This is a genomic window from Chromobacterium rhizoryzae, assembly GCF_020544465.1.
Lineage (GTDB): Bacteria > Pseudomonadota > Gammaproteobacteria > Burkholderiales > Chromobacteriaceae > Chromobacterium.
This window is the reverse complement of the sequence record NZ_CP066126.1, coordinates 1,746,190-1,765,674: the sequence shown is the minus strand read 5'-3', so window position 1 is coordinate 1,765,674 and position 19,485 is coordinate 1,746,190. Positions and strand designations below refer to the sequence as shown.

Annotated in this window: 11 protein-coding genes; 2 read left to right on the top strand and 9 right to left on the bottom strand. The window is 65.8% G+C overall.

Going from position 1 to position 19,485, the window contains the following annotated elements; genetic code table 11:
* The first annotated feature begins 566 nt into the window (after positions 1-566).
* Positions 567-959, top strand: coding sequence for a peptide-methionine (R)-S-oxide reductase MsrB (gene msrB / locus JC616_RS08080; protein WP_227107665.1), 393 nt, complete (start codon positions 567-569; stop codon positions 957-959).
* A gap of 114 nt (positions 960-1,073) precedes the next feature.
* Here the strand turns inward: msrB and JC616_RS08075 are convergent, their stop codons facing one another.
* Entirely contained in the window at positions 1,074-2,741 is a 1,668-nt protein-coding gene (locus JC616_RS08075) for an ABC-F family ATP-binding cassette domain-containing protein (protein WP_107799716.1), read from the bottom strand.
* 503 nt (positions 2,742-3,244) lie between these two features.
* On the opposite strand from JC616_RS08075, the gene JC616_RS08070 reads away from it, so the two are divergent.
* A complete protein-coding gene (locus tag JC616_RS08070; RefSeq protein WP_227107662.1) occupies positions 3,245-7,090 on the top strand; it encodes an EAL domain-containing protein in 3,846 nt (1,281 codons plus the stop codon).
* A 108-nt stretch (positions 7,091-7,198) separates the two neighbouring features.
* On the opposite strand, the gene JC616_RS08065 is transcribed toward JC616_RS08070, so the two are convergent.
* From JC616_RS08065 to JC616_RS08020, 8 genes are all read right to left on the bottom strand, one after another.
* A complete protein-coding gene (locus tag JC616_RS08065) occupies positions 7,199-7,612 on the bottom strand; it encodes a hypothetical protein (protein ID WP_227107660.1) in 414 nt (137 codons plus the stop codon).
* A 153-nt stretch (positions 7,613-7,765) separates the two neighbouring features.
* Entirely contained in the window at positions 7,766-8,830 is a 1,065-nt protein-coding gene (locus JC616_RS08060; RefSeq protein WP_227107658.1) for a beta-N-acetylglucosaminidase domain-containing protein, read from the bottom strand.
* A gap of 185 nt (positions 8,831-9,015) precedes the next feature.
* On the bottom strand, positions 9,016-13,563 hold the full coding sequence (locus JC616_RS08055) for a PAS domain S-box protein (RefSeq protein ID WP_264372998.1): 4,548 nt from the start codon (positions 13,561-13,563) through the stop codon (positions 9,016-9,018).
* 156 nt (positions 13,564-13,719) lie between these two features.
* On the bottom strand, positions 13,720-15,006 hold the full coding sequence (locus tag JC616_RS08040; protein ID WP_107800205.1) for a serine hydrolase domain-containing protein: 1,287 nt from the start codon (positions 15,004-15,006) through the stop codon (positions 13,720-13,722).
* Between the two features lie 265 nt (positions 15,007-15,271).
* Positions 15,272-16,504, bottom strand: coding sequence for a hypothetical protein (locus JC616_RS08035; RefSeq protein ID WP_227107656.1), 1,233 nt, complete (start codon positions 16,502-16,504; stop codon positions 15,272-15,274).
* Between the two features lie 2 nt (positions 16,505-16,506).
* Positions 16,507-17,277: an outer membrane lipoprotein-sorting protein gene (locus JC616_RS08030; RefSeq protein WP_227107654.1), complete on the bottom strand. Its 771-nt coding sequence runs from the start codon at positions 17,275-17,277 to the stop codon at positions 16,507-16,509.
* A 22-nt stretch (positions 17,278-17,299) separates the two neighbouring features.
* Positions 17,300-18,676 carry an ABC transporter permease gene (locus JC616_RS08025; protein WP_227107652.1) on the bottom strand — a complete coding sequence of 459 codons (1,377 nt, stop codon included), beginning with the start codon at positions 18,674-18,676 and terminating at the stop codon, positions 17,300-17,302.
* Positions 18,673-19,368, bottom strand: coding sequence for an ABC transporter ATP-binding protein (locus JC616_RS08020; protein ID WP_227107650.1), 696 nt, complete (start codon positions 19,366-19,368; stop codon positions 18,673-18,675). Before JC616_RS08020 ends, JC616_RS08025 begins: the two co-directional genes overlap by 4 nt.
* Between the last annotated feature and the right edge of the window lie 117 nt (positions 19,369-19,485).

The following is a 19,485-nucleotide window of genomic DNA, read 5'->3' as shown; positions in this document are numbered from 1 at the left end:
GCGCAACACGGCGAATCCATCTTCAGAGTGCCCCTCCAGCGCCTGTTTATTCCTCGTCTTCAGCCGCAAGACCTTGCCTCGTCTTGCTCGCAGGGCTTTGGACAGGCGCTTATAAATCGCTTGATCCACACACGTCACGGCATGCCAAGATGCCCTCCCGATCCTTTCCCACGGCCGGATCGGCCGGCGCCGGACACTGCCGCCACTCTGATGGCCCGCCCCAATAAAAACAACAAAAATTTACAACAGATAATGATTTTTGTATCAAATACAGTACACCGTCCTGGAGGAAAGACCCAAAATCGCCGAACGCTTGAAAACAGAGGCGCTATTCAGAAGTGTTTTCTAATTAAATTAATATATTAAAAATAAAACAGGACATGTTCTCCCGACCTCCCCATGCGGTTGCTGTCATCCGCGGGCCGCCGGCACGACTAAAGGGCAGGACAGGAGCCCGTCACCGCCCTCGCCACCCGCGCCGCAGGCAAGCAAAACCTCAAGGCCGGATGTACCACAGCCGCGCCCGGCCCTAAAATAGACTTAAACCATCCGCAAAGGAGCACACCATGACCCTGCAAAAAACTGATCAGGAATGGCAAAGACAGCTGACGCCGGAACAATACCGCGTCACCCGCCAGGCCGGCACCGAACACCCGTTCAGCGGCGAACACTATACCCGCACCGAAAACGGCGATTACCACTGCGTCTGCTGCGGCACCCTGCTATTCCACAGCAACGCCAAATACGACCCCGGCTGTGGCTGGCCCAGCTTCTGGGCCGAAGCCGCCGGCGCGCGCATCGCCCGCATCGTCGACACCTCGCACGGCATGGTTCGCACCGAGGTGCGCTGCTCCGAATGCGACGCCCACCTGGGCCATGTGTTTCCGGACGGCCCCGAGCCCAGCGGCGAGCGCTATTGCATCAACTCGGTGGCGCTGGGCTTCACGCCCAAGCCTTGAGGCCGCCCAGGTCTGCCGCTGAACTGAACCCCAAACCAAAAAGGCAGCGCCGCCACGATCCATGGCGACACTGCCTTTTATGACTTTCCCGACTGCGAGCGGGCCTGCCGCCGTTTAACGCTTGCCGGCCGCCTCTTCGCGTCGGCGCTTGGCTTCTTCCAACAGATAGACCTGATAGTCGTCCAGATCGCCGTCAAAATCGCTGACGCCGCCGCGCGACACCATCCAGAACTCGTCGCAGACCGCGCGCAGCAGCGCGCGGTCGTGGCTGACCAGCATCACCGAACCCTCGAACTCGTTCAGCGCCACGCTCAAGGCCTCGCGCGTGGCCAGGTCCAGATGGTTGGTCGGCTCGTCCAGCAGCAATAGATTGGGGCGCAGCCAGACGATCATGCACAGCACCAGCCGCGCCTTTTCGCCGCCGCTCATGCTGCCCACCGCCTGCTTGACCATGTCGCCGCTGAAATTGAAGGTGCCGAGGAAATTGCGCAGACCCTGCTCGCGGCAGTCGTTGGACGGTGGTCGCAGCTGCGCCGGCGTTTCTCGCGCCAAGCGCAGCATATGCTGCAGCGGATCGTCTTCCGGCCGCAACACGTCCAGCTCTTGCTGCGAGAAGTAGCCGATGTTCAAACCTTTGCCGCGTATGATCTCGCCGCCGGTGGCCGTCAGCGCTTCGGCCACCGTCTTCACCAGCGTGGACTTGCCCTGGCCGTTGGCGCCCAGAATGCCGATGCGCTGCCCGGCCAGCACGGAGCGGTTCACCCCGTTGACGATCACGACGGGCGGCGCGCCTTCCTCCGCTCCCTCCGCCGCCGGATAACCGAACGAGGCCTGAGACATGGTCAGCATCGGGTTGGGCAGGCTGCTCGGCTCCTTGAACTCGAACTGGAAGTCGGCCTCGGTCAGCACCGGCGCAATCTTCTCCATCCGTTCCAACGCCTTGACGCGGCTTTGCGCCTGCTTGGCCTTGCTGGCCTTGGCCTTGAAGCGGTCGATGAACTTCTGCAGATGCGCCATCTTCTCCTGCTGCTTGGCCAGCACGGCCTGCTGCAAAATCATCTGCTCCGCCCGCATGTCCTCGAACTTGCTGTAGTTGCCGCCATAGCGCACCAGCTTGCCGTGGTCGATGTGCAGGGTGACATTGGTCACCGCGTCCAGGAATTCGCGGTCATGGCTGATCACCACCATGGTGCCGGCGTACTGTTTCAGCCAGGCCTCCAGCCAGACCAAAGCGTCCAGGTCGAGGTGGTTGGTCGGTTCGTCCAAGAGCAATAGATCGGACGGGCACATCAGCGCGCGCGCCAGCTGCAAACGCATGCGCCAGCCGCCGGAAAAGCTGTTCACCGGCCGCTGCAACTCGGCCACGCTAAAGCCCAGACCCAGGATCAGCGCCTGCGCCCGCGCGGGAGCATCATGCTCGCCGGCGTCGTTCAGCGCGGTGTAGGCATGCGCCATGCGCATATAGTCCTCGCCCGCCTCGGCTTCGGCCACTTCGCGCCGCGCCGCCAGCAAGGCGGTATCGCCTTCCACCACGAACTCGGTGGCGGTCTGCGAGGTTTCCGGCATGTCCTGCGCCACCTGCGCCATCCGCCACTGGCTGGGGATGGAGAAATCGCCGCTGTCTTCGTGCAGGCTGCCGTTCAAGACCGCGAACAGCGAAGACTTGCCCGCGCCGTTGCGCCCTACCAGGCCGACCTTTTCACCGGGGTTGATATTGACTGTCGCGCCGTCCAGCAAGACTTTGGTGCCGCGACGCAAAGCCACGTTTTTCAGAATAATCATTGGGAATAGCAGTGTTGCAGAATTTTAGGAAGCAAGAAAACAGCAGCCCGGCGACCACTTGCGTCCCGGCGGAATGCCATGAATTAAGCATGCCCGCGGACAAAAGCCGGGGCACGAGGGAGGGATTATACGCAGATGCGCGCTCACGGAGGATAAGCGTCTGCGCCATCTCGGCGAAACGCGGGGCGGCGGGCGCGTTCCAGGAGTGCATGCGAGCCGCCCTAAGCCATAAAACCTCGAACTCTCTCGCCTCCTAGGCCTTGGAAGCTCTCCACGCGTTGCAGCAGCCCTGAACATAGACGGCAGCCCTTATCAAGCCGTCTAAGTGTAAGTACTTATCCTCTTCGGAGCATCCTCGTCAAAACCTTGTGTGGCAAGTCTTTCACGGGGGCAATCCCACGCGCCCCCTCTCCTTTTGACGCATTTGGCATAACATCGACTTGCCCCCTCCGGCGACAGGAACTAATTTTTGAGTATCCCCAGCCCCGGAGAGTACCCGCCACATGCGCGCAGGCCTGAACCGCATTCTGTCCTTCGTCAGCGGACTGGGCTTGCGCGCTCAGTTGCTGCTGTTCGCGCTGGCCTGCCTGCTGCCCGCCGCGGCGCTGATCGGCATCGGCGCCTTCGAATCGGCCCGCGACATGCGCGACGCCGCTCAGGATCAGACCCGCGTGCTGGCCGACCAGGTGGACCAGGCGCTGGCGAGCAAGATCACGGAACTGGAACGCGTGCTGGCGCAGTTGAGCAGGCGGACGCCGATACGTCGCTTCGACTTCGATGAATGCGCCGTCGCGTTCCGCGACATCGCGCTGAGCTTTCCCTCCGCCACCCAGCTGACGCTCAGCAGCGCCACCGGCCTGCAAGTCTGCAGCCACGCGTCCAATCCCGCGGTCAGAACGCCGCCGACCAAGGCCGACTGGTTCCAGCGCGCGCTGGCGGCGCCCGGACTGATGCTCAGCGAGCCCTTGCTGGAGCCCGCCACCCAGCGCTGGGTGATAATGCCCAGCTATCCGGTGCGCGACGAGCAAGGCCGGCCCATTGGTCTGCTGACCGTGCAAATGGACTTGCTGACGCTGCAGGCCCAGGTCTTGCCCTCGACGCTGGACCGCAAGCTGACCATCGCGGTGCTGAGCTCGCAAGCGGCTTTTCTGTTGCGTTACCCCGACCCCGCGCTGTGGCACGGCAAAACCTCGATCAACGTCGCCCGCACCATCGCTCGCATCCGCGGCAACGCCTCCGGCTTCGAACTGGGCGTCGGTCGCGACGGGGTGTCGCGGCTTTACTCCTACCGCAAATTCTCCCAGGCCAACTGGCTGATCATCGCCGCGCTGCCGGAACAAGTGGTGCTCGCGCCCTACTACAGCCGCCTGCGCTGGAGCGCGGCCAGCGGCATCGTCACCTTGCTGCTCTGCGGCTTGCTGGCGCAAAGCTTCAGCCGCGCGCTGACCCGGCCGGCGCGCCGCTTGGCCGAAACCGCGCAAGCGGTGGCCGACGGCGACGCGCAGGCGCGCGCCCCGGAACTGGGGCCGCAAGAATTGCGCGCGGTGTCGCGCCAGTTCAACTTGATGCTGGACCAGTTGCAAACACATGTCACGGCGATCCGCCTCAGCGAGATGCAACGCGCCGGCATCATCAACACCGCGATGGACGCCATCGTCACCATCGACGCCGATCTGAACATCATCTTGTTCAACCCCGCGGCGGAACAGGCATTCGGCTATCGCGCCGAACAGGTGCTGGGCCGGCAGATAGATATGCTGGTGCCGGAAGCGCTCCGGCCCGGCCACGCTCAGCTGATCCACGGCTTCGGTCAGAACGGCCCGGTCAGCCGCAGCCTGGCGCCGGCCGGCGGCGTGCGCGGGCTGCGCGCCGACGGCAGCGAGTTCTACGCAGAAGCCTCGGTGTCCCAGCTGGAGGTGGAAGGCCAGAAGTATTACACCGCCATCATGCGCGACATCACCCTGCGGCTGAAAACCGAACAGGAGCTCAAACGCCACAGCCAGCAGCTGGAGTCGCTGCGCGACATGGGCCTGACCCTGCTGTCCGCCGCCAGCCCGCAGCAAACCGCGCAGGAGGCCTTGCGCATGCTGGCGCAACTGGTGCCGTTCTGGGGCGCGTCGGCCACGGTGTTCGACTGGAGGCACGAGGAAACCATCTTCCTGGCGCTGGAGTGCGACGCCAAGGACGAGATCCCGATCGACAGCCGCTTCCCCTTCTCCAGCTATGGCTTGAGCGATCTGGAACAGCTCAAGCGCGGACAGCCCAGCTTCATGCACGACATCACCACGCTGGCGCAGCCGCCGGCGCTGGTCAAATGGCTGCGCAGCCACGGCGTGCGCGCCTATCTGCGGCTGCCGCTGATGGCGGAAGGGCAGTTGCTGGGTTCCTTGAACCTGGCCTTCCAGGAGGTTGCCCAGCATGGCTTCGAGCATCTGGAGATCGCCCGGGCCTTCGCCCAGCAACTGGCCATCACCTTGCAGCACTCCATGCTGCGGCTGCGCATAGAACGGCTCAACCGCGTTTACGCCATCCTCAGCGGCATCAATATGTTGATCGTGCGCTGCCACGACCGCCAGGAACTGTTTCGCGAAGCCTGCCGCATCGCCACCCAGAGCGGCGCGTTCAAACTGGTCTGGATCAGCATGCTGGACCGGAGCGACGGCGAACACCGCATTGCCGCGCTGCAAGGACAGACCGAGCCGCCTCCCAACGCCGACGCGCTGCTGCAACTGTCCGCCGCCGCCATCGCCAGCGGCGGCAACATCGTCTGCAATCAGCTTGGCTCGCCGCTGCCCTACGCGGCGCGCGAGCAATTGCTGGCGCAAGGCATCCGCTCGCTGGCCTGCCTGCCGCTGCCGCTGCCCGGACAACGCGCCGCCTCGCTGACGCTGTGCTCCAACGAAGCCAACGCCTTCGACCACGAGGAAATGCAGCTGCTGGCCGAACTGGCCGGCGACATCGCTTTCGCGCTGGATCACATCGAAAAAGAGGAAAGGCTGCACTTCCTGTCCTACTACGATGAGCTGACCGGCCTCGCTAACCGCAGCCTGTTCCACGAGCGCCTGGCGCAGCAAATCAGCTCCAGCCACCATGAACAGCGCCGCCTGGCGGTGATCTTCCTCGACATCGAGCACTTCAAATCCATCAACGACGTCTACGGCCGCTGGGCCGGCGACCAGGTGCTGCGCCTGCTGGCGGCGCGGCTGGAGTCGTTTACCGAAGAGGCCCGGCTGCTGGCCTGCGTCAAGATAGACCGCTTCGCGCTGATCATCCCCGAGGTCAAAAGCGAGGAGGACATCGCGCGTCAGGTGATGCAGTTGCAGGAACACTGCGTCGCCCAGCCCATCGCCATCCTGGACAAGCAATTGCGCGTGTCGGCCAAATTCGGCATCGCCATCTTCCCGGAAGACGGCGCCGACGCGGAAAGCCTGCTGGAGAACGCGGAAGCCGCGCTCAAGCTGGCGCAAAGCACCAATGAGCGCTATTTGTTCTACCGTCAGGAAATGAGCGAACGCGCCGCGGTGACGCTGGAGCTGGAAAACCGGCTGCGTCTGGCGCTGGAGCGCCAGGAGTTCGTGCTGCACTACCAGCCCAAAGTGGACGCGGTGTCGCGGCAGATCGTCGGCGTGGAGGCGCTGCTGCGCTGGCAGAGCCCGGAGCGCGGCCTGGTGTCGCCGGCGCAATTCATCCCCTTGCTGGAGGAAACCGGCCTGATCCTGGAGGTGGGCGTCTGGGCCTTGCGTCAGGCCGCGCGCGACCATCTGCGCTGGCTGGAGGCCGGCTATCCGGCGCCGCGCATCGCGGTCAACGTCTCCCCGCTGCAACTGCGCCAGGCCGATTTCTCCGAACAGTTGCAACAGGCCTTGAGCGAAGGCGCCGCCGTGCCGGGCATAGACATCGAAATCACCGAAACCGTGGTGCTGGACAATCTGAACACCTGCGGCGAAACGCTGCGCCGCATCCGCGACATGCAAGTGGGCATTTCCATCGACGATTTCGGCACCGGTTATTCCTCGCTGTCCTATCTGGCCAAGCTGCCCACCCAGGAGCTGAAAATCGACCAGTCCTTCGTCCGCGCGATGCTGAACGATCAGGACGCGATGACGCTGACCGGCGCCATCATCGCGCTGGCCCATTCGCTGCAGCTTCGCGTGGTGGCGGAAGGCGTGGAAACCGACGAACAAGCCACCGCGTTGACGTATATGTTCTGCGACACCCTGCAAGGGTATCTATTCAGCAAACCGCTGCCGGCGGCGGAGCTGGAACGCCGCTTCTGGCGCGAGCGGCCCGATCCCTGCGCCCCGCTGCTCAACACCGTGCAGCCCCCCGCCACCGCGCCGGCGGGCTGATTCCACCCGGCCGGACGGCGCCCGATCCACGCCGCGCGCATGCAAAAAGGGAGGCCTGAGCCTCCCTTCGTCCCCGTTCGGGCCGCGCTGAGCGCGGCCTCTTTCAGCTTACTTGGCTGCGGAAGCCGCGGCTTTCTTGTGGGTCTTTTTAGCGGCGTGCTTCTTGTGCTGCGCCGGTTTCTTGGCGGCTTTGGCCGGAGCGGAAGCTTCCGCCTTGGCCGCTTGCGCTTTCTGAGCCGGAGCGGAGGCCGCTTGTTTGTGGGCTTTCTTGGCGACGTGCTTCTTGTGCTGCGCCGGCTTCTTGGCGGCCTTGGCCGGGGCGGAGGCTTCCGCCTTGGCCGCCTGGGCTTTCTGCGCCGGAGCGGAAGCGTGCTTCTTCACCGCCTTGTGCTGCGCTTTCTTGGCGGCGGGCGCGGCTTTGGCGGCCGGGGCGGAAGCCGGCTTGGCGGCTTCGGCGGCGAAACCGGCGGCGGAGCTCAGGGCGAAAGCGGCGGACAGTACGATCAGGCTCAGTTTTTTCATGATGACATTCTCCAGTCGGGTCAGGGGGGCGTCCGTCTGCTCAGTGCGGCCGCGACGCCAGGCTTTGGTGTTTCCTTGCTGCTCATCCTAGGCGTCCCGGCCCGCCCCCGTCTGTTAGTCAGTTGTAAAGGCATGTAACGCCAAGTAGCCTCCCTACTGAGTCTGCACCTCAAGCTCGCTGATCCGATACTCGCCATCCAGCCAGGCCACCACTTCGCGCGCGCAAGGGTGCTCCACCGCCGCGTAACGCGCGCGCAGTTCCGCCGCGCGCTCGCCCAGTTGATCCAGCCCCACGTCCTGCAGCAGCAGCAGATCCCGCCACAGCATGTCGGCCAGTTCCTCGCCGGCCACCACCTGGGCCGCCCGGCGCATCGAGGCGCCGTATTGATAGCGCGGCCCCAAGCGGTAGCTGTCCGCCAGCGTCAGCGCGGGAATCAGGCTGAGCGCGGCTTGTTGCGCCGGATTGATCCCATGCGCCGCCAGCAGCTCGGCATTGGCCGCGGACCGCCCGGTGAAGCCGCGCAGGTGCAGGTATTGCGACATCCGCGCGCCGTCGTTCACCGGGTAGTTGTCCCACAACACCGGCTTGCGGCCCAGCCATTTGCCCACTTGCAGCAGGTGTCCGGGCGAGATTTCGCGCGAGCACACCTCCTCGCCGGTCCAGAAAATATCGATGTCCGGCGCCAGCCACTGGCCCAGTTGCTGCAGATAGCCGGCCGGGCGCTGGCCGAACACCCGGTCCAGCACCGGATCGCTGGAATAATAGCTGGGGCAGACCAACAAACGCTCCACCGCGCAGCGCTGCCGCACCCAGGCGACAATCTCCGCCTGGCGCTCCGCCAGATCGGGCAGATCGCCGCGCATATCGTCGAACAGGATGGCCAGTTGGCTGACGCCGATGCGCTGCAGTTGCTCCAGCTTGCGCGCCAGCGCCTGGCGGGCCTCGTCGTTGAAATCCAGATACGCTTCGTACGGGCTCAGCCCCATGCCGAAACCGACCTCCTGCCGCCGGCAATGAGCGGCGAACGCCGCCAGCCTAGCCTCCTGCTCAGCCGGGTAGTCCAGCTGCCACTGGCGGCGCAGATACGCGTCCGCTTTCGGCGCGTACAGATAGAAACGATAGCCGTGCGCCGCCAGCGTGGTGACCAGCAGCTCCCGCTGCGCCCAATTCCACGGCTTGCCGTAGAAGCCTTCGATAGTGCCTAAAGGGATATTCATGTAGAGAAACCTTCCGCGTCCTCGGCGCATCGGCGCCAGCCTGCCTCGCGTCCAACGCCAGGCCGGATCTTCGCGCCCGGCCGGCGACCGGAATGGCCGCCGGCCATCGGAAAAAATGACTTCATCCTATTGATTGACTCAATAAGCTGCGCCAAGTTGCATGAAAAGGCCAGAATCTGGCGCGCTTATGCCATTGCCGGCAAGGCGTCCAGGGCCGCGCACAAGGCCGTCAGCTCCAGGCCCAGCGCCTGCATGCCGGGCATAGCCTCCTCAAGCCGCCCTTGCCGCAAGACGGCTTCCAGCGCGGCGGCCTCGGTCTGGATGCGGACCAGCCCCAAGGAGCCGGCGGCGCCTTTCAGCGAATGGGCGATACGGCATGCCTCCTCGCCCTCCTCGGCCCGCGCCAGGCCCTGCAGCCTGGCCAAGTCGTCGCGGTGCATGCCCGCGAATTTGCGCAGCAAGCGCTCAAAACGCTCCAGGTCGTCCCCGACGATGCGCAGGCCCGCCTCCAGGTCCACGCCGGGCAGCCTCATCAACTGTTCCCGGCGCCCGCTTTCCGGCGTCGGATCGACGCGGATCCTCTCGGGCGGAATCATCGACGGCAGCCATTTCAGCAGCAAGCCGAACAGCTGTTCCGGGTCCACCGGCTTGGCCACGAAGTCGTTCATGCCGACCTCCAGGCAACGCTGGCGATCCTCGTCGAAGGCGTTGGCGGTCATGCCCAGAATCGGGACCCGCTCCCAGCTCGGCATGGCCCGGATCCGGCGCGTCGCCTCCAAGCCGTCCAGCTCCGGCATCTGCACGTCCATCAGCACCAGATCGTATTCGCCCGCGGCGGCGCACTCCACGGCCTCGCGGCCGTTCCTCGCCAGCTCGGCTCTCAGGCCGACGCTGCCCAATAGCCAGAGCGCCACTTCCTGGTTGATGACGTCGTCCTCCACCACCAGCACCCGCGCGTCCGCGCGCAAGCGCAGTTCGGCCTCCACCTCGTCCGGCTCTACGCCGGCGGGCTCGGCCGCCACGCTCCGCCCCAGGGTCAGCCAGGCGGTCAGCCAAAACACGCTGCCCTGTCCTTCCCGGCTTTCCACCCCCACTTCGCCGCCCATCAAGGCCGCCAGCCGCTGGGTGATCGCCAACCCCAGGCCGGTGCCGCCGTATTTGCGGGTGGTGGAGTCGTCCGCCTGCTGAAACGCCTGGAACAGGCCGGCCAGCTTGTCGGCGGGAATGCCTATGCCGGTGTCGCGCACCTCGAAGCGCAGCAGCAGACGCTCGCCCTCGCTCCTCAGCAGCCGGGCGCGCAGGGCTATCGTGCCCCGCTCGGTGAATTTGACCGCGTTGCCGGCGTAGTTGAGCAAGGCCTGGCGCAGGCGGGTGGGATCGCCGCGCAGACACGGCGGCACGCCGGCGTAATCGATCTCCACGCGCAAGCCCTTGGCCTGCGCCGCTTCGTCGATCAGCGACCGCGCATGGTCGAACAGCGCCCCGACGAAAAAGTCGGTCCGCTCCAGCGACAACTTGCCGGCTTCGATCTTGGACAGGTCCAGAATGTCGTTAATGATGGAGAGCAGATGCCCGCTGGCCACCAGCACCTTTTCCAGCTTGGCCTGCTGCTCCGGCCGCGGCTGGGTGCGCATCAGCAAGTGGGTGAAACCGATGATGGCGTTCAAGGGCGTGCGGATTTCATGGCTCATATTGGCGACGAAGGCGCTCTTGGCCAGATTGGCCGCTTCCGCGTCCTCCTTGGCGCGCACCAGGGCCTGCTCGGTTTCCTTGCGCCGGGTAATGTCGGTGACGAAACCGATGATGGTGTCCGAGGCGCCCTGCGTGTCCGGCAAGTAGTACAAAATCATCTCCACCGCCACCAGCCGCCCGTCCCGCGTTCTTTGCCAGGTTTCGAACTGCGCCCGGCTCTGTTGCCGCAGGCGCTCCACGATGCGCGCGTAAAGGTCGGGCGTGGTGTCGGGCACGATGTCGGACACGTTCAGGCGCAGCATGTCTTCGATGTCGTAGCCCAGCAATTGCGCCGCGTAGCGGTTGACGTAGATCAGCCGCCCGCTGGCGACGTCCACCCAATGTATGCCTATGCCCACGCTGTCCATGGCGAACTGAGTGGTTTGCAGTTTGGCGCTGGTGGCGCGCACCTCGGCGGTGCGCATCGCCACCAACTCTTCCAGATGATGACGATGCTGGTCCAGTTCCAGGCCCAGGCGCTTTTTCTCGCTGATATCTTCCTGCAAGGACAGATAATGGCTGATTCTGCCGTCCGGCTGACGGATAGGCGAGATATGGGCGAAGTCCACATAGTCGCTGCCGTCCTTGCGCCGGTTGAACAGCTCGCCTTTCCACGGCTTGCCGGCCCGCAGCGCCTCCCAGAGTTCGGCATAGGTTTCCGCCGGGGTCAGCCCGGACTTGAGCAGATTGGGCGTTCGCCCCATCACTTCTTCCCGGCTGTAGCCGGTATTGCGGACAAAGGCTTCGTTGACGTATTCGATCCGCGTCTCCAGATCGGTGATGACGACGCTCTCCGGGCTCTGTTCCACCGCCATCGACAGCTGACGGATCCGTTCCGCCGCCTGCCGTCTCAGAGTGATGTCGCGGAAAGCGCCGTAGACCCCGCCGTCCGGCAGGCGGATCGCGTTCACTTCCACCGGCACCTCGGCGCCGTCCTTGCGCCGCAGCAGCATCTCGGCGCTCAGCTGCTCGTCGGACAGCAGGCGCCGGAACAAGGACTGCGCGTCGCCCGCGGCGGAGTCGACGCTGAAATCGCCCACCCGCATCGCCAGGATTTCCGCTTCCTCATAGCCCAATAGCTGACAGGCTTGCAGATTGGCGTACTGATAACGCCCTTCCGCGTCCGCCACCAAGACCGCGTCGGCCGCATGATCCAGCACGCTGCGATACCGCGCTTCGGCGCTGGCCAGCGCCTGGGTTTTTTCACGCAACGGCCGTAAATCGTTATAGGTGCCGAAAAAGCCGCAAAACGCGCCGGACAGATCGTGCATGGCGGTGACGGAGGCGTACACCGGGATGATTTCGCCGTTGCGGGCGACGCGGGCCAGTTCGCCGCTCCAGCGCCCTTGTTCCACCACCTGCCGTTCCAGCGCCGCCCGTTCCGCTCTCCTCGCCGGGTCGTCCGGGATGAAGCGGGAGATCGACGAGCCCAGCAAATCGCCCATCGGATACCCCATCAGTTCGCCGAACGCGGCGTTGACGTACAAGATGTTCTTGGCCGCGTCGGTCATCACCACCGGCTGCGCCGATTGATCCAGCGCTTCCGCCAGCCGGTGGCGCTCTTCTTCCATGGATTTGCGGACGGTGATGTCCTCGGTGAAGATCACGATGCCGCCGATGGATCCGTCGCGCGCATGCCATGGCCGCACTTCCCAGCACAACCACTGCGCCGCGCCGTCCTGACGCAGAAAGCGGTCCTCCTCCTCGCGTATCACCTCCCCGGCCAGCGCCCGCCGATGCACCTCCCGCCAGACGGCGGGGACTTCCGGAAACACCTCATAGTGGGATCGGCCGATGAGCGTCTCGCCGTCCAAACGGTAATCGTCGAGCCAGCGGCGGCTGGCGGCCAGATAACGCATGTCGCGATCGAACATCGCCAGCGCCGCCGGCGCGTGCTCGATGAACAGCGACAGCCTTTCCTCGCTCTCCAGCAAGGCGTTTTCCATGGCCTTGCGCTCGGACACATCCTGCATCGCGCCGCGTACCGACACCACCTTGCCGTCCGCCAGCACCGGTCTGCCGGACACGCGCACCCATTTGCGCCGGCCGCTTGCGCTCAGCAGTTGCAACTCCAGATCATAGGGTTCGGCTTCCGCCACCACCCGGCGCACGGCCTCCTCGATGCGCTGTCGGTCTTCGCCGTGGAAAAAACTCAGTCCAATGCGGGTGTTGATCGGCTCGTCGGCCGGCAGATCGTGAATGCGGGCCACTTCCGAGGTCCAGCCGCCGTCCCCGCTGGCGGGATCGAACCACCACCCACCCACCCGGGCGATGGCGCTCATTTCCCGCAGCCACTCCTCCCGCTGCCTCTGTTCCGCCTCGGCGCGCTTGAGCGCGCTGATGTCGGAGGCGATGCCGCACACCGCGTAGGCTCGCCCCTTGGCGTCGCGCAGGGGAAACTTGTACACCAGATAGGTGTGCGGGCCATCGTCCTGCGGCACCGTCTCCTCGTATTCGCGCGCCTGCCCGCTGCTCAACACCTCCAAGTCGGCGCTGCGCAAACTGGCCACCACCTCAGGCGGGAACAGATCCTCGTCGCGCAAGCCGCGCATAGCCTCCACGCTGATATGGAACAACTCGGGATAGCGCTGGTTGACCAATAAATAGCGGCCGTCCACGTCCTTGACGAAAATCACCGCGGTGGAGTTGTCGATGATGGCGTGCAACAAGGCCTGCTGACGCGTCAGTTCGCTCTCCGCCCAGCGCGAGCGGCGGCTGATCAGGCGCTGGCTGAACAGGCTCAACATCAAGCCGCACAGCGCGAACAGGACAATGGAGGCGGCATCCGCCGGCCGGGCGATGGCGAAGCTCCATTGCGGGGGGATGAACAGATACCAGACCAGCGGCACCGACAAGGCGGTGGCGACCAGGCCGCCGGCCAGCCCGCCCAGCATGGCGGAGAGGAAGACGGCGGGATAAAACAGGAACCAGGCGTAAGGGCGGACCCAGTCCCACAACAGCCATTGCGCGGACAGGGCCAGCAAGGGCACCAGAACCCCCATCCCGCACGCGCGCCATGGAAAGACAGCGAGAAAGGCCCGGAAACGCCACCCCCGCGCCCCTTGTTTAAAGTCCGTCAATTCTCGGCCTCGACTCGAAAGCTGGCTTGGTTTTGTCTGTTCTCACGATAGACCACGCCATCCCGCCGGACAAACCGCCTACTGCCGCCGCAGACGCCTGGTCACCCCCTCCGCGTCGCACCATTGCAAGGTCCCTTCCTCTATCAACAAGGTCTCCGGCAGCACGGCGGCGCGCGCCAGTTGCGGCGTCTGCGCCGTCACCGTCAACGGGTAGGCGATGGGCAGATCGTAACGGCGCGGACTGCGCGCATAGCAGCCGTGCTCGTTGTAAAACAACTCCAGCCACGCCCCTTCCCCGTTCTCATAGCGACCGGGGACGAACAACTGCTCGTCCGGCTGCTGCCGTCCCGGCGGCGGCAGCGCTTCCAGCGTTTCTCCGCTGGCGATGCGCGCCAAATCCCTGCCCAAACGCTCCACCGGCGAGCCGAAGGCGTTGGTCAGCGCCACCACGCCGCCGCCGCCGGGCAAGACGCTCATGAAGGCGAAGAAGCCGTTGACGTCGCCAAAATGCTGGGCCAGCCGCTGCCGGCGGCCGGCCAGCGTCCAGTCCTCGCCGTAAAACCCGTAGGCATACTCCAAGGCCCCCACGTCCAGCATCAAGGCCGCCAGCCGGGCCGGCAACGCCTCTCCCCGCTGCAGGGCCTCCAACCAGCGGCACAGATCGCCGGCGCTGGAGGCCAGATCGTAAACGCCCCAGGCCACCGACATGTCCATAGGTTCCGCGTAGCGCCATGGCGCTCCCGGATGCAGGCCGCGCGCGGCTTGCGGCAGGATGACGCGGCCGTCGTCGACATAGGTGCGCTCCAGGCCCAGCGGCCGGAACAGGTATTGCTGCCGATAGCTGGCGAAGTCCTGATCCGCGACCCGCTCCACAATGGCCGCCAGCAACAAATAGCCGGTATTGCTGTAAGCGTGGGCGATGCCGGGCGGGCAGGCCGGCGGCAAGGCGTGCGCCCAGTCCAGCAGTTCCTGCGGCCGGTGCGCCAGCCGCATCCGCGTCGGCCAATACTCGGCCGCGCTGGTGAAATTGGCGGTGCCGGCGCTGTGATTCAGCAATTGATGCAGGCTGATGCCCGCCGCATTGGGGAAATCGGGGAAGAAGCGCTCCAGGCTGTCGCTCAGCTCCAGCCGCCCCTGGGCCACCTGCTGCAGCAAGGCGGCCGCGGTGAAGCTCTTGCTCAGCGAGCCGATGCGAAACACGGTGTCCTTCTCGTTGGCCACGCCCAGGCCGGGATCGGCCATGCCGCCGGCCACCGCCACCCGTTCGCCGTCGGCCAGCGAGACGGCGGCCACGCCGTGCAGGCAGCCCGCCGTATTCCAGGAACGCAGATACGTTTGCAAAGCGGCCGCCGTATTCATGCCCATGCCCGTCCCCCTCCATCAGGATCCTATCGACGCCTAGCGACATCGCGTCGCCCACACATCACTATGGTTGCTTTCCCCGCCGCTCGCCATGCCTTCCCGCGACGCGGCGGTCATCACGCGCGCCGACTCAGGGCTATCCGCGCGGTCGCGAGCCGGGACGAGACAGGGCGCTGCGGCGGAGAGAATGGAATAGCCGTACGAGGCACGGGAATTTCGAAGGGGTTTGCAAGGCTTCGCCGCAGCGCGGCGGATCGTGAACAGGCGCTCAGAAGAAATAGTCGAACAGCACTTGCCAGACCCGCCGCGCCGGGCTGGCGCCGTAACGGCTGTCCGGCGCGCCGTCGAAGCGTTGCCACTGCAAGGCCAGATCCGCCGGCCCCAGGTGATAGCGGGCCTCCGCCCAATTCATGCCGCTGTGGTCCACCAGGTCGAAGCTGCGCATCGCGGTCACGTCCAGATCGTCCACCAGCGCATCCTGCCAATGCGCGCGCAGCAAGGCGGCGCGCCGGGTAGGCAGGCCGCCGCCGGCGCCCACCCCCGCCCGATAAGCGCCGTAGAGCGCGGGCCTCGCGCGCAACGCGCGCCATTCGTCCCGGTCCGGCGCCGCCCCGTCCTGCTGTCCCTCCAGCGTCAGGCTCAGCTTATTGGCGCCGGTCCAGCTCAAGCCGCCGGACAGGCGATTGCGCCAGGCAGAGTCCGGCCGTCCCAGGCTTTGCCTCCAATCGGTCCGCTGCCGGCCGCCGGCCCATTCCAGATAAACCACGGTGGCGTCGCCGAGCACGCGCGACAGATTGAAGCCCAGCTGAGGCGAACGGCCTTGCTCCTGCAACAGCAGCCATTGCGGATTGAGGTTCTCCGCAAAGCGATAACTGCCGGCCAACAGTAGCCGCTGCCGGGGATTGCTGGCGCCCCAGTCCAGGCTGGCGCCGTCCGGATTCGGCCCCGACCCCAGCTTGGGCGACCAGATCGCGGTCAAGGAGCCGCGGTCCCACAGCTTCTGCCAGCGCAACATGGCGTTGCCCAAGCGGTTTTGCCGCAGGCTGTCCGGGTCCGCGGACACTACCGAGCGCACGGTGCCCGCGCCGAGAAAATCGGTGGGGTTGTAGCCGACGGCCACGCCGTAGCGGGTATTGATACGCCCCAGGTCCATCATCGTCTCGACGCCGAACTCGCGGCTCAGATACGCTTCCTTCAAGGTGTTGACGCCGTGGTCCCGCCGCGGCGAGCCGGCGAAGCGCCAATCCAGCCGGTTGGCCAGCACGCCGCGCCAGGCCGGGCTCAGCCGGCCGTCCCAGCGCAGATCGAAGGACAGCCGCTGGCCGTCCTCCCCCGGCCGCGGCGACAAGGCGGCGGCCTCCAGCTGAAGCTTCAGATCCCGCGGCTTGTCATCCTCCATCCGGGTCTGATCGGCCAGCCGCAGCGCGTCCTCCTCCAGCGACGCGTCTGCGCCCCGCGCGGCGGCGCAGACCAGCGCCAGCCCAAACGCCAGCCGCCGCATCGTCATTCGGCCCGGAAGCGCGGCAGATAATCGCGCTGCAGCCAGGCTTCCGGCACCTCGCGCCAGGCGAACTGGCTATTGCGCAGCACGGTGATCCAGCGCGGATTGAGGCCGTCTATGATCACGGTCTCGGTTGGGCGCTCGCGTCCCAGCACCGGCTGGTAAGCGCGGTAATACGCGGTCTTCAGCAAACCGCCGCTTTCGGCGTAGAACTGCGCCTTGCGGCTGCGGTAGCCGTCGCGGTCCACCCACAGATCGATGGCGTGGTAGGTGACGCCGGGATTGCGCGCGCTCAGCCGCAACTTGTAGCAAAGCCGCGCCTGGCGGTCCCCGTCCTGTATCGTTTCCTCGCCGGCCAGCGCCGCCTGATAGTCCAGCGCCAGATTGACGGTGACCACGTCGCCATTGGCCGCCTGGCCCAAGAGCCGCTGCTGCGGCGAAATCGGTACGCTGGCCTTGCTCGCCGGATCGAAAAACCACAGATCGTTGCCGCTCTTGAGCATCAGCTTGCCGGCGTCCCGCTTGGGATTGATGAAACGCAGCAGGCTGCGGAACTGGCCGCTTTTCTGATCGGCGCGCGAATACACCGCCAGCGCGCTGGCCTCGTTCTGCTTGCCGTCCTTATAGCTGACCAGGGACACCACCAGCCCGAAAGAGCGTTCCGGATTGCGCACCGCGTCGCTATTGGCCAGGATGGTCTGCGCGTCCGGCGCCGCCAGCGCCGACGCCGCCCACAGGGCAACGCTCAACGCGGCCCAGCGTGTCGTCTTCATGCCGGTAGAGATTCCAAACGTTTCACGCATGACGCAAAGCCTCCACGATATTGGCCGCCGCCGCCCGCCGCGCCGGCCACCACGACGACAGCAGCGCCATCGCCATCAAACCGCCGGCGGTCACCGCCATCATCCGCCACTCCCCCCATACCCGCACCAGGATGGGGCTGGGGTCCACCTGCCCCGGCGGCAGCCAGGTCAGCCCGGCGTGATTGATCAGCCAGGCCAGCAACAGCGCCAGCGCGATGCCCAGCACCCCGCCGCCCAGGCCCAGCAGCCAGCCTTCGCACAGGAACAGCTGCTGGATGCCGCGGCGGCGCAGGCCCATCGCCCGCAGCGTGCCGATCTCCACCGTGCGCTCCAGCACCACCATATTCATGGTGTTGCCTATGGTGAACAGCGCCACGCAGGCGATCAACACCGCCAGGAAGCCGAAAATGGTGCCGAACATGCCGGTGATCTGGCCGTATTGCGGCTGCAGCGTGGCGAAGTCGTGCGCCGCCAGCGGCTGGCCGCGCAAGCTGGTGGCGAACAGCTGACGCAAACGCGCCTCGGCCTCCGGAATCTGCGCGGTGTGCCGCAGCTGCAACACGATGGCGGTGGCCATCGGCTCGCCCTGGCCGTACACCAGCTGTTGCGCCTGGCGCAGATGCAGGCCGACATACATATCGTCCAGTTCCTTGATGCCCTGGCTCTCCACCTTGGCCACTTGCAGACGGGCCACATTGGGCGCGCCGGCGGCGGTGGCGGCCAGCAGTTCGATCTGATCGTCGCGGACGCTGGCCGGCGGCGCCGACGCGGCCAAGGCCTCCAGATCGGCCGGCAGGTCCTTGCCGCCCGGCGGAGCCGGCGGCGGCGCGCAATCCTTGAGCTTGAAAGCCGCGCACAGTTGCAGCACCCGCGCCACCCCGGTGCCTATCACCGCCGCGTTCGGCGCGGTGCCGGTCAGCGCCACCGGCTTGCGCTTGTCGTTGAAGCCGTAATCGTCCCAGCGCCGCAAGCGGTTCTGCGCGTCCACCTCGCTGCCGCGCGCAATCACCGTGCGCGAGGCGCCGGCGGAATAATGACCGGCGATGCCGCCCAGGCTCAGCGCGGGCGTGACCACGGTCAGCATGGGCCGCAGCACCGGATCGTTCTCGATCAGCCGCATCGCCGCGCGGTAGTCGCGGATGCCGTAAGCGGCCGGATTGCCGCTGCCGTACAGGAAGTAATCCCGGTGCTGCACCTGCAGATGGCCGCCGGCGCGCACCATGCCGGTTTGCAAGCCGTATTGCACCGTGCGGTTGTAACCGCCGAAGAGCAGCACCGCCACCAGGCCTATGATCATGGTGGACAAGGTCGCCAAGGTACGGCGACGGTTGCGCAGCAGATTGCGCCAAGCCAGTTTCAAGGTGTTCACGCCAAGGCCTCCCCCGCGTTCAAGACGCCGACCCGGCCGTCGCTGACCAAGTAACGCTCGTCCGCCGCCGCGATCACCTGCGGGTCATGCGAGGAAAACACCACCGCCACTCGGCGTTCTCGCTGCAATTGGCGCAACAGAGCCAGGATGGACGCTCCGGTCTGACTGTCCAGATTGGCGGTGGGTTCGTCGGCCAGCACCAAGGCCGGCTCGTGCACCAGCGCGCGCGCAATCGCCACCCGCTGGCGTTGGCCGCCGGACAGCTGGCCGGGCCGGTTCGCCGCCTTGTCCGCCAAGCCCACCGCCGCCAGCATCTCCAGCGCCCGCTCGCGCCGCTGCCGCGCCGGCACGCCTTGCAATTGCAGCGGGTATTCGACGTTCTCGAAAGCCGACAAGACCGGCATCAGATTGAAGTTCTGGAAGATGAAGCCGATGTGGCGCGCGCGAAAATCGCTGAGCGCGTCATCGCTCAAACGGTTCAGCGCCTGTCCCGCCACCTCGATTTCTCCAACGTCGGCGCGGTCTATGCCGCCGATCAGATTCAGCAGCGTGGTCTTGCCGCTGCCGGACTGGCCGGACAGCACGGTGAAGCGCGCCGCGGCGATCTTGAGGCTGACATCGGCCAGCGCCGGCACCCTCACCTGCTCCATCCAGTAGCTCTTCGACACCCCGTTCACCTCAACCGCCCACATAGTCCGCTCCGCCGTCAAAACACAATGGCATGAATATGCATGAAATCGGCATGAAAAGCTTTGCCTTGTGACAAAACGCCCATTGCGGACTCCAACGGTGTTCCGGCCGCGCCAAAG

Bases quoted from the DNA above. Each gene is read 5' to 3' on its own strand.
- msrB (WP_227107665.1), top strand. From the start codon at position 567: ATGACCCTGCAAAAAACTGATCAGGAATGGCAAAGACAGCTGACGCCG.
- JC616_RS08075 (WP_107799716.1), bottom strand. From the start codon at position 2,741: ATGATTATTCTGAAAAACGTGGCTTTGCGTCGCGGCACCAAAGTCTTG.
- JC616_RS08070 (WP_227107662.1), top strand. From the start codon at position 3,245: ATGCGCGCAGGCCTGAACCGCATTCTGTCCTTCGTCAGCGGACTGGGC.
- JC616_RS08065 (WP_227107660.1), bottom strand. From the start codon at position 7,612: ATGAAAAAACTGAGCCTGATCGTACTGTCCGCCGCTTTCGCCCTGAGC.
- JC616_RS08060 (WP_227107658.1), bottom strand. From the start codon at position 8,830: ATGAATATCCCTTTAGGCACTATCGAAGGCTTCTACGGCAAGCCGTGG.
- JC616_RS08055 (WP_264372998.1), bottom strand. From the start codon at position 13,563: ATGGGGGTTCTGGTGCCCTTGCTGGCCCTGTCCGCGCAATGGCTGTTG.
- JC616_RS08040 (WP_107800205.1), bottom strand. From the start codon at position 15,006: ATGGGCATGAATACGGCGGCCGCTTTGCAAACGTATCTGCGTTCCTGG.
- JC616_RS08035 (WP_227107656.1), bottom strand. From the start codon at position 16,504: ATGCGGCGGCTGGCGTTTGGGCTGGCGCTGGTCTGCGCCGCCGCGCGG.
- JC616_RS08030 (WP_227107654.1), bottom strand. From the start codon at position 17,277: ATGAAGACGACACGCTGGGCCGCGTTGAGCGTTGCCCTGTGGGCGGCG.
- JC616_RS08020 (WP_227107650.1), bottom strand. From the start codon at position 19,368: ATGTGGGCGGTTGAGGTGAACGGGGTGTCGAAGAGCTACTGGATGGAG.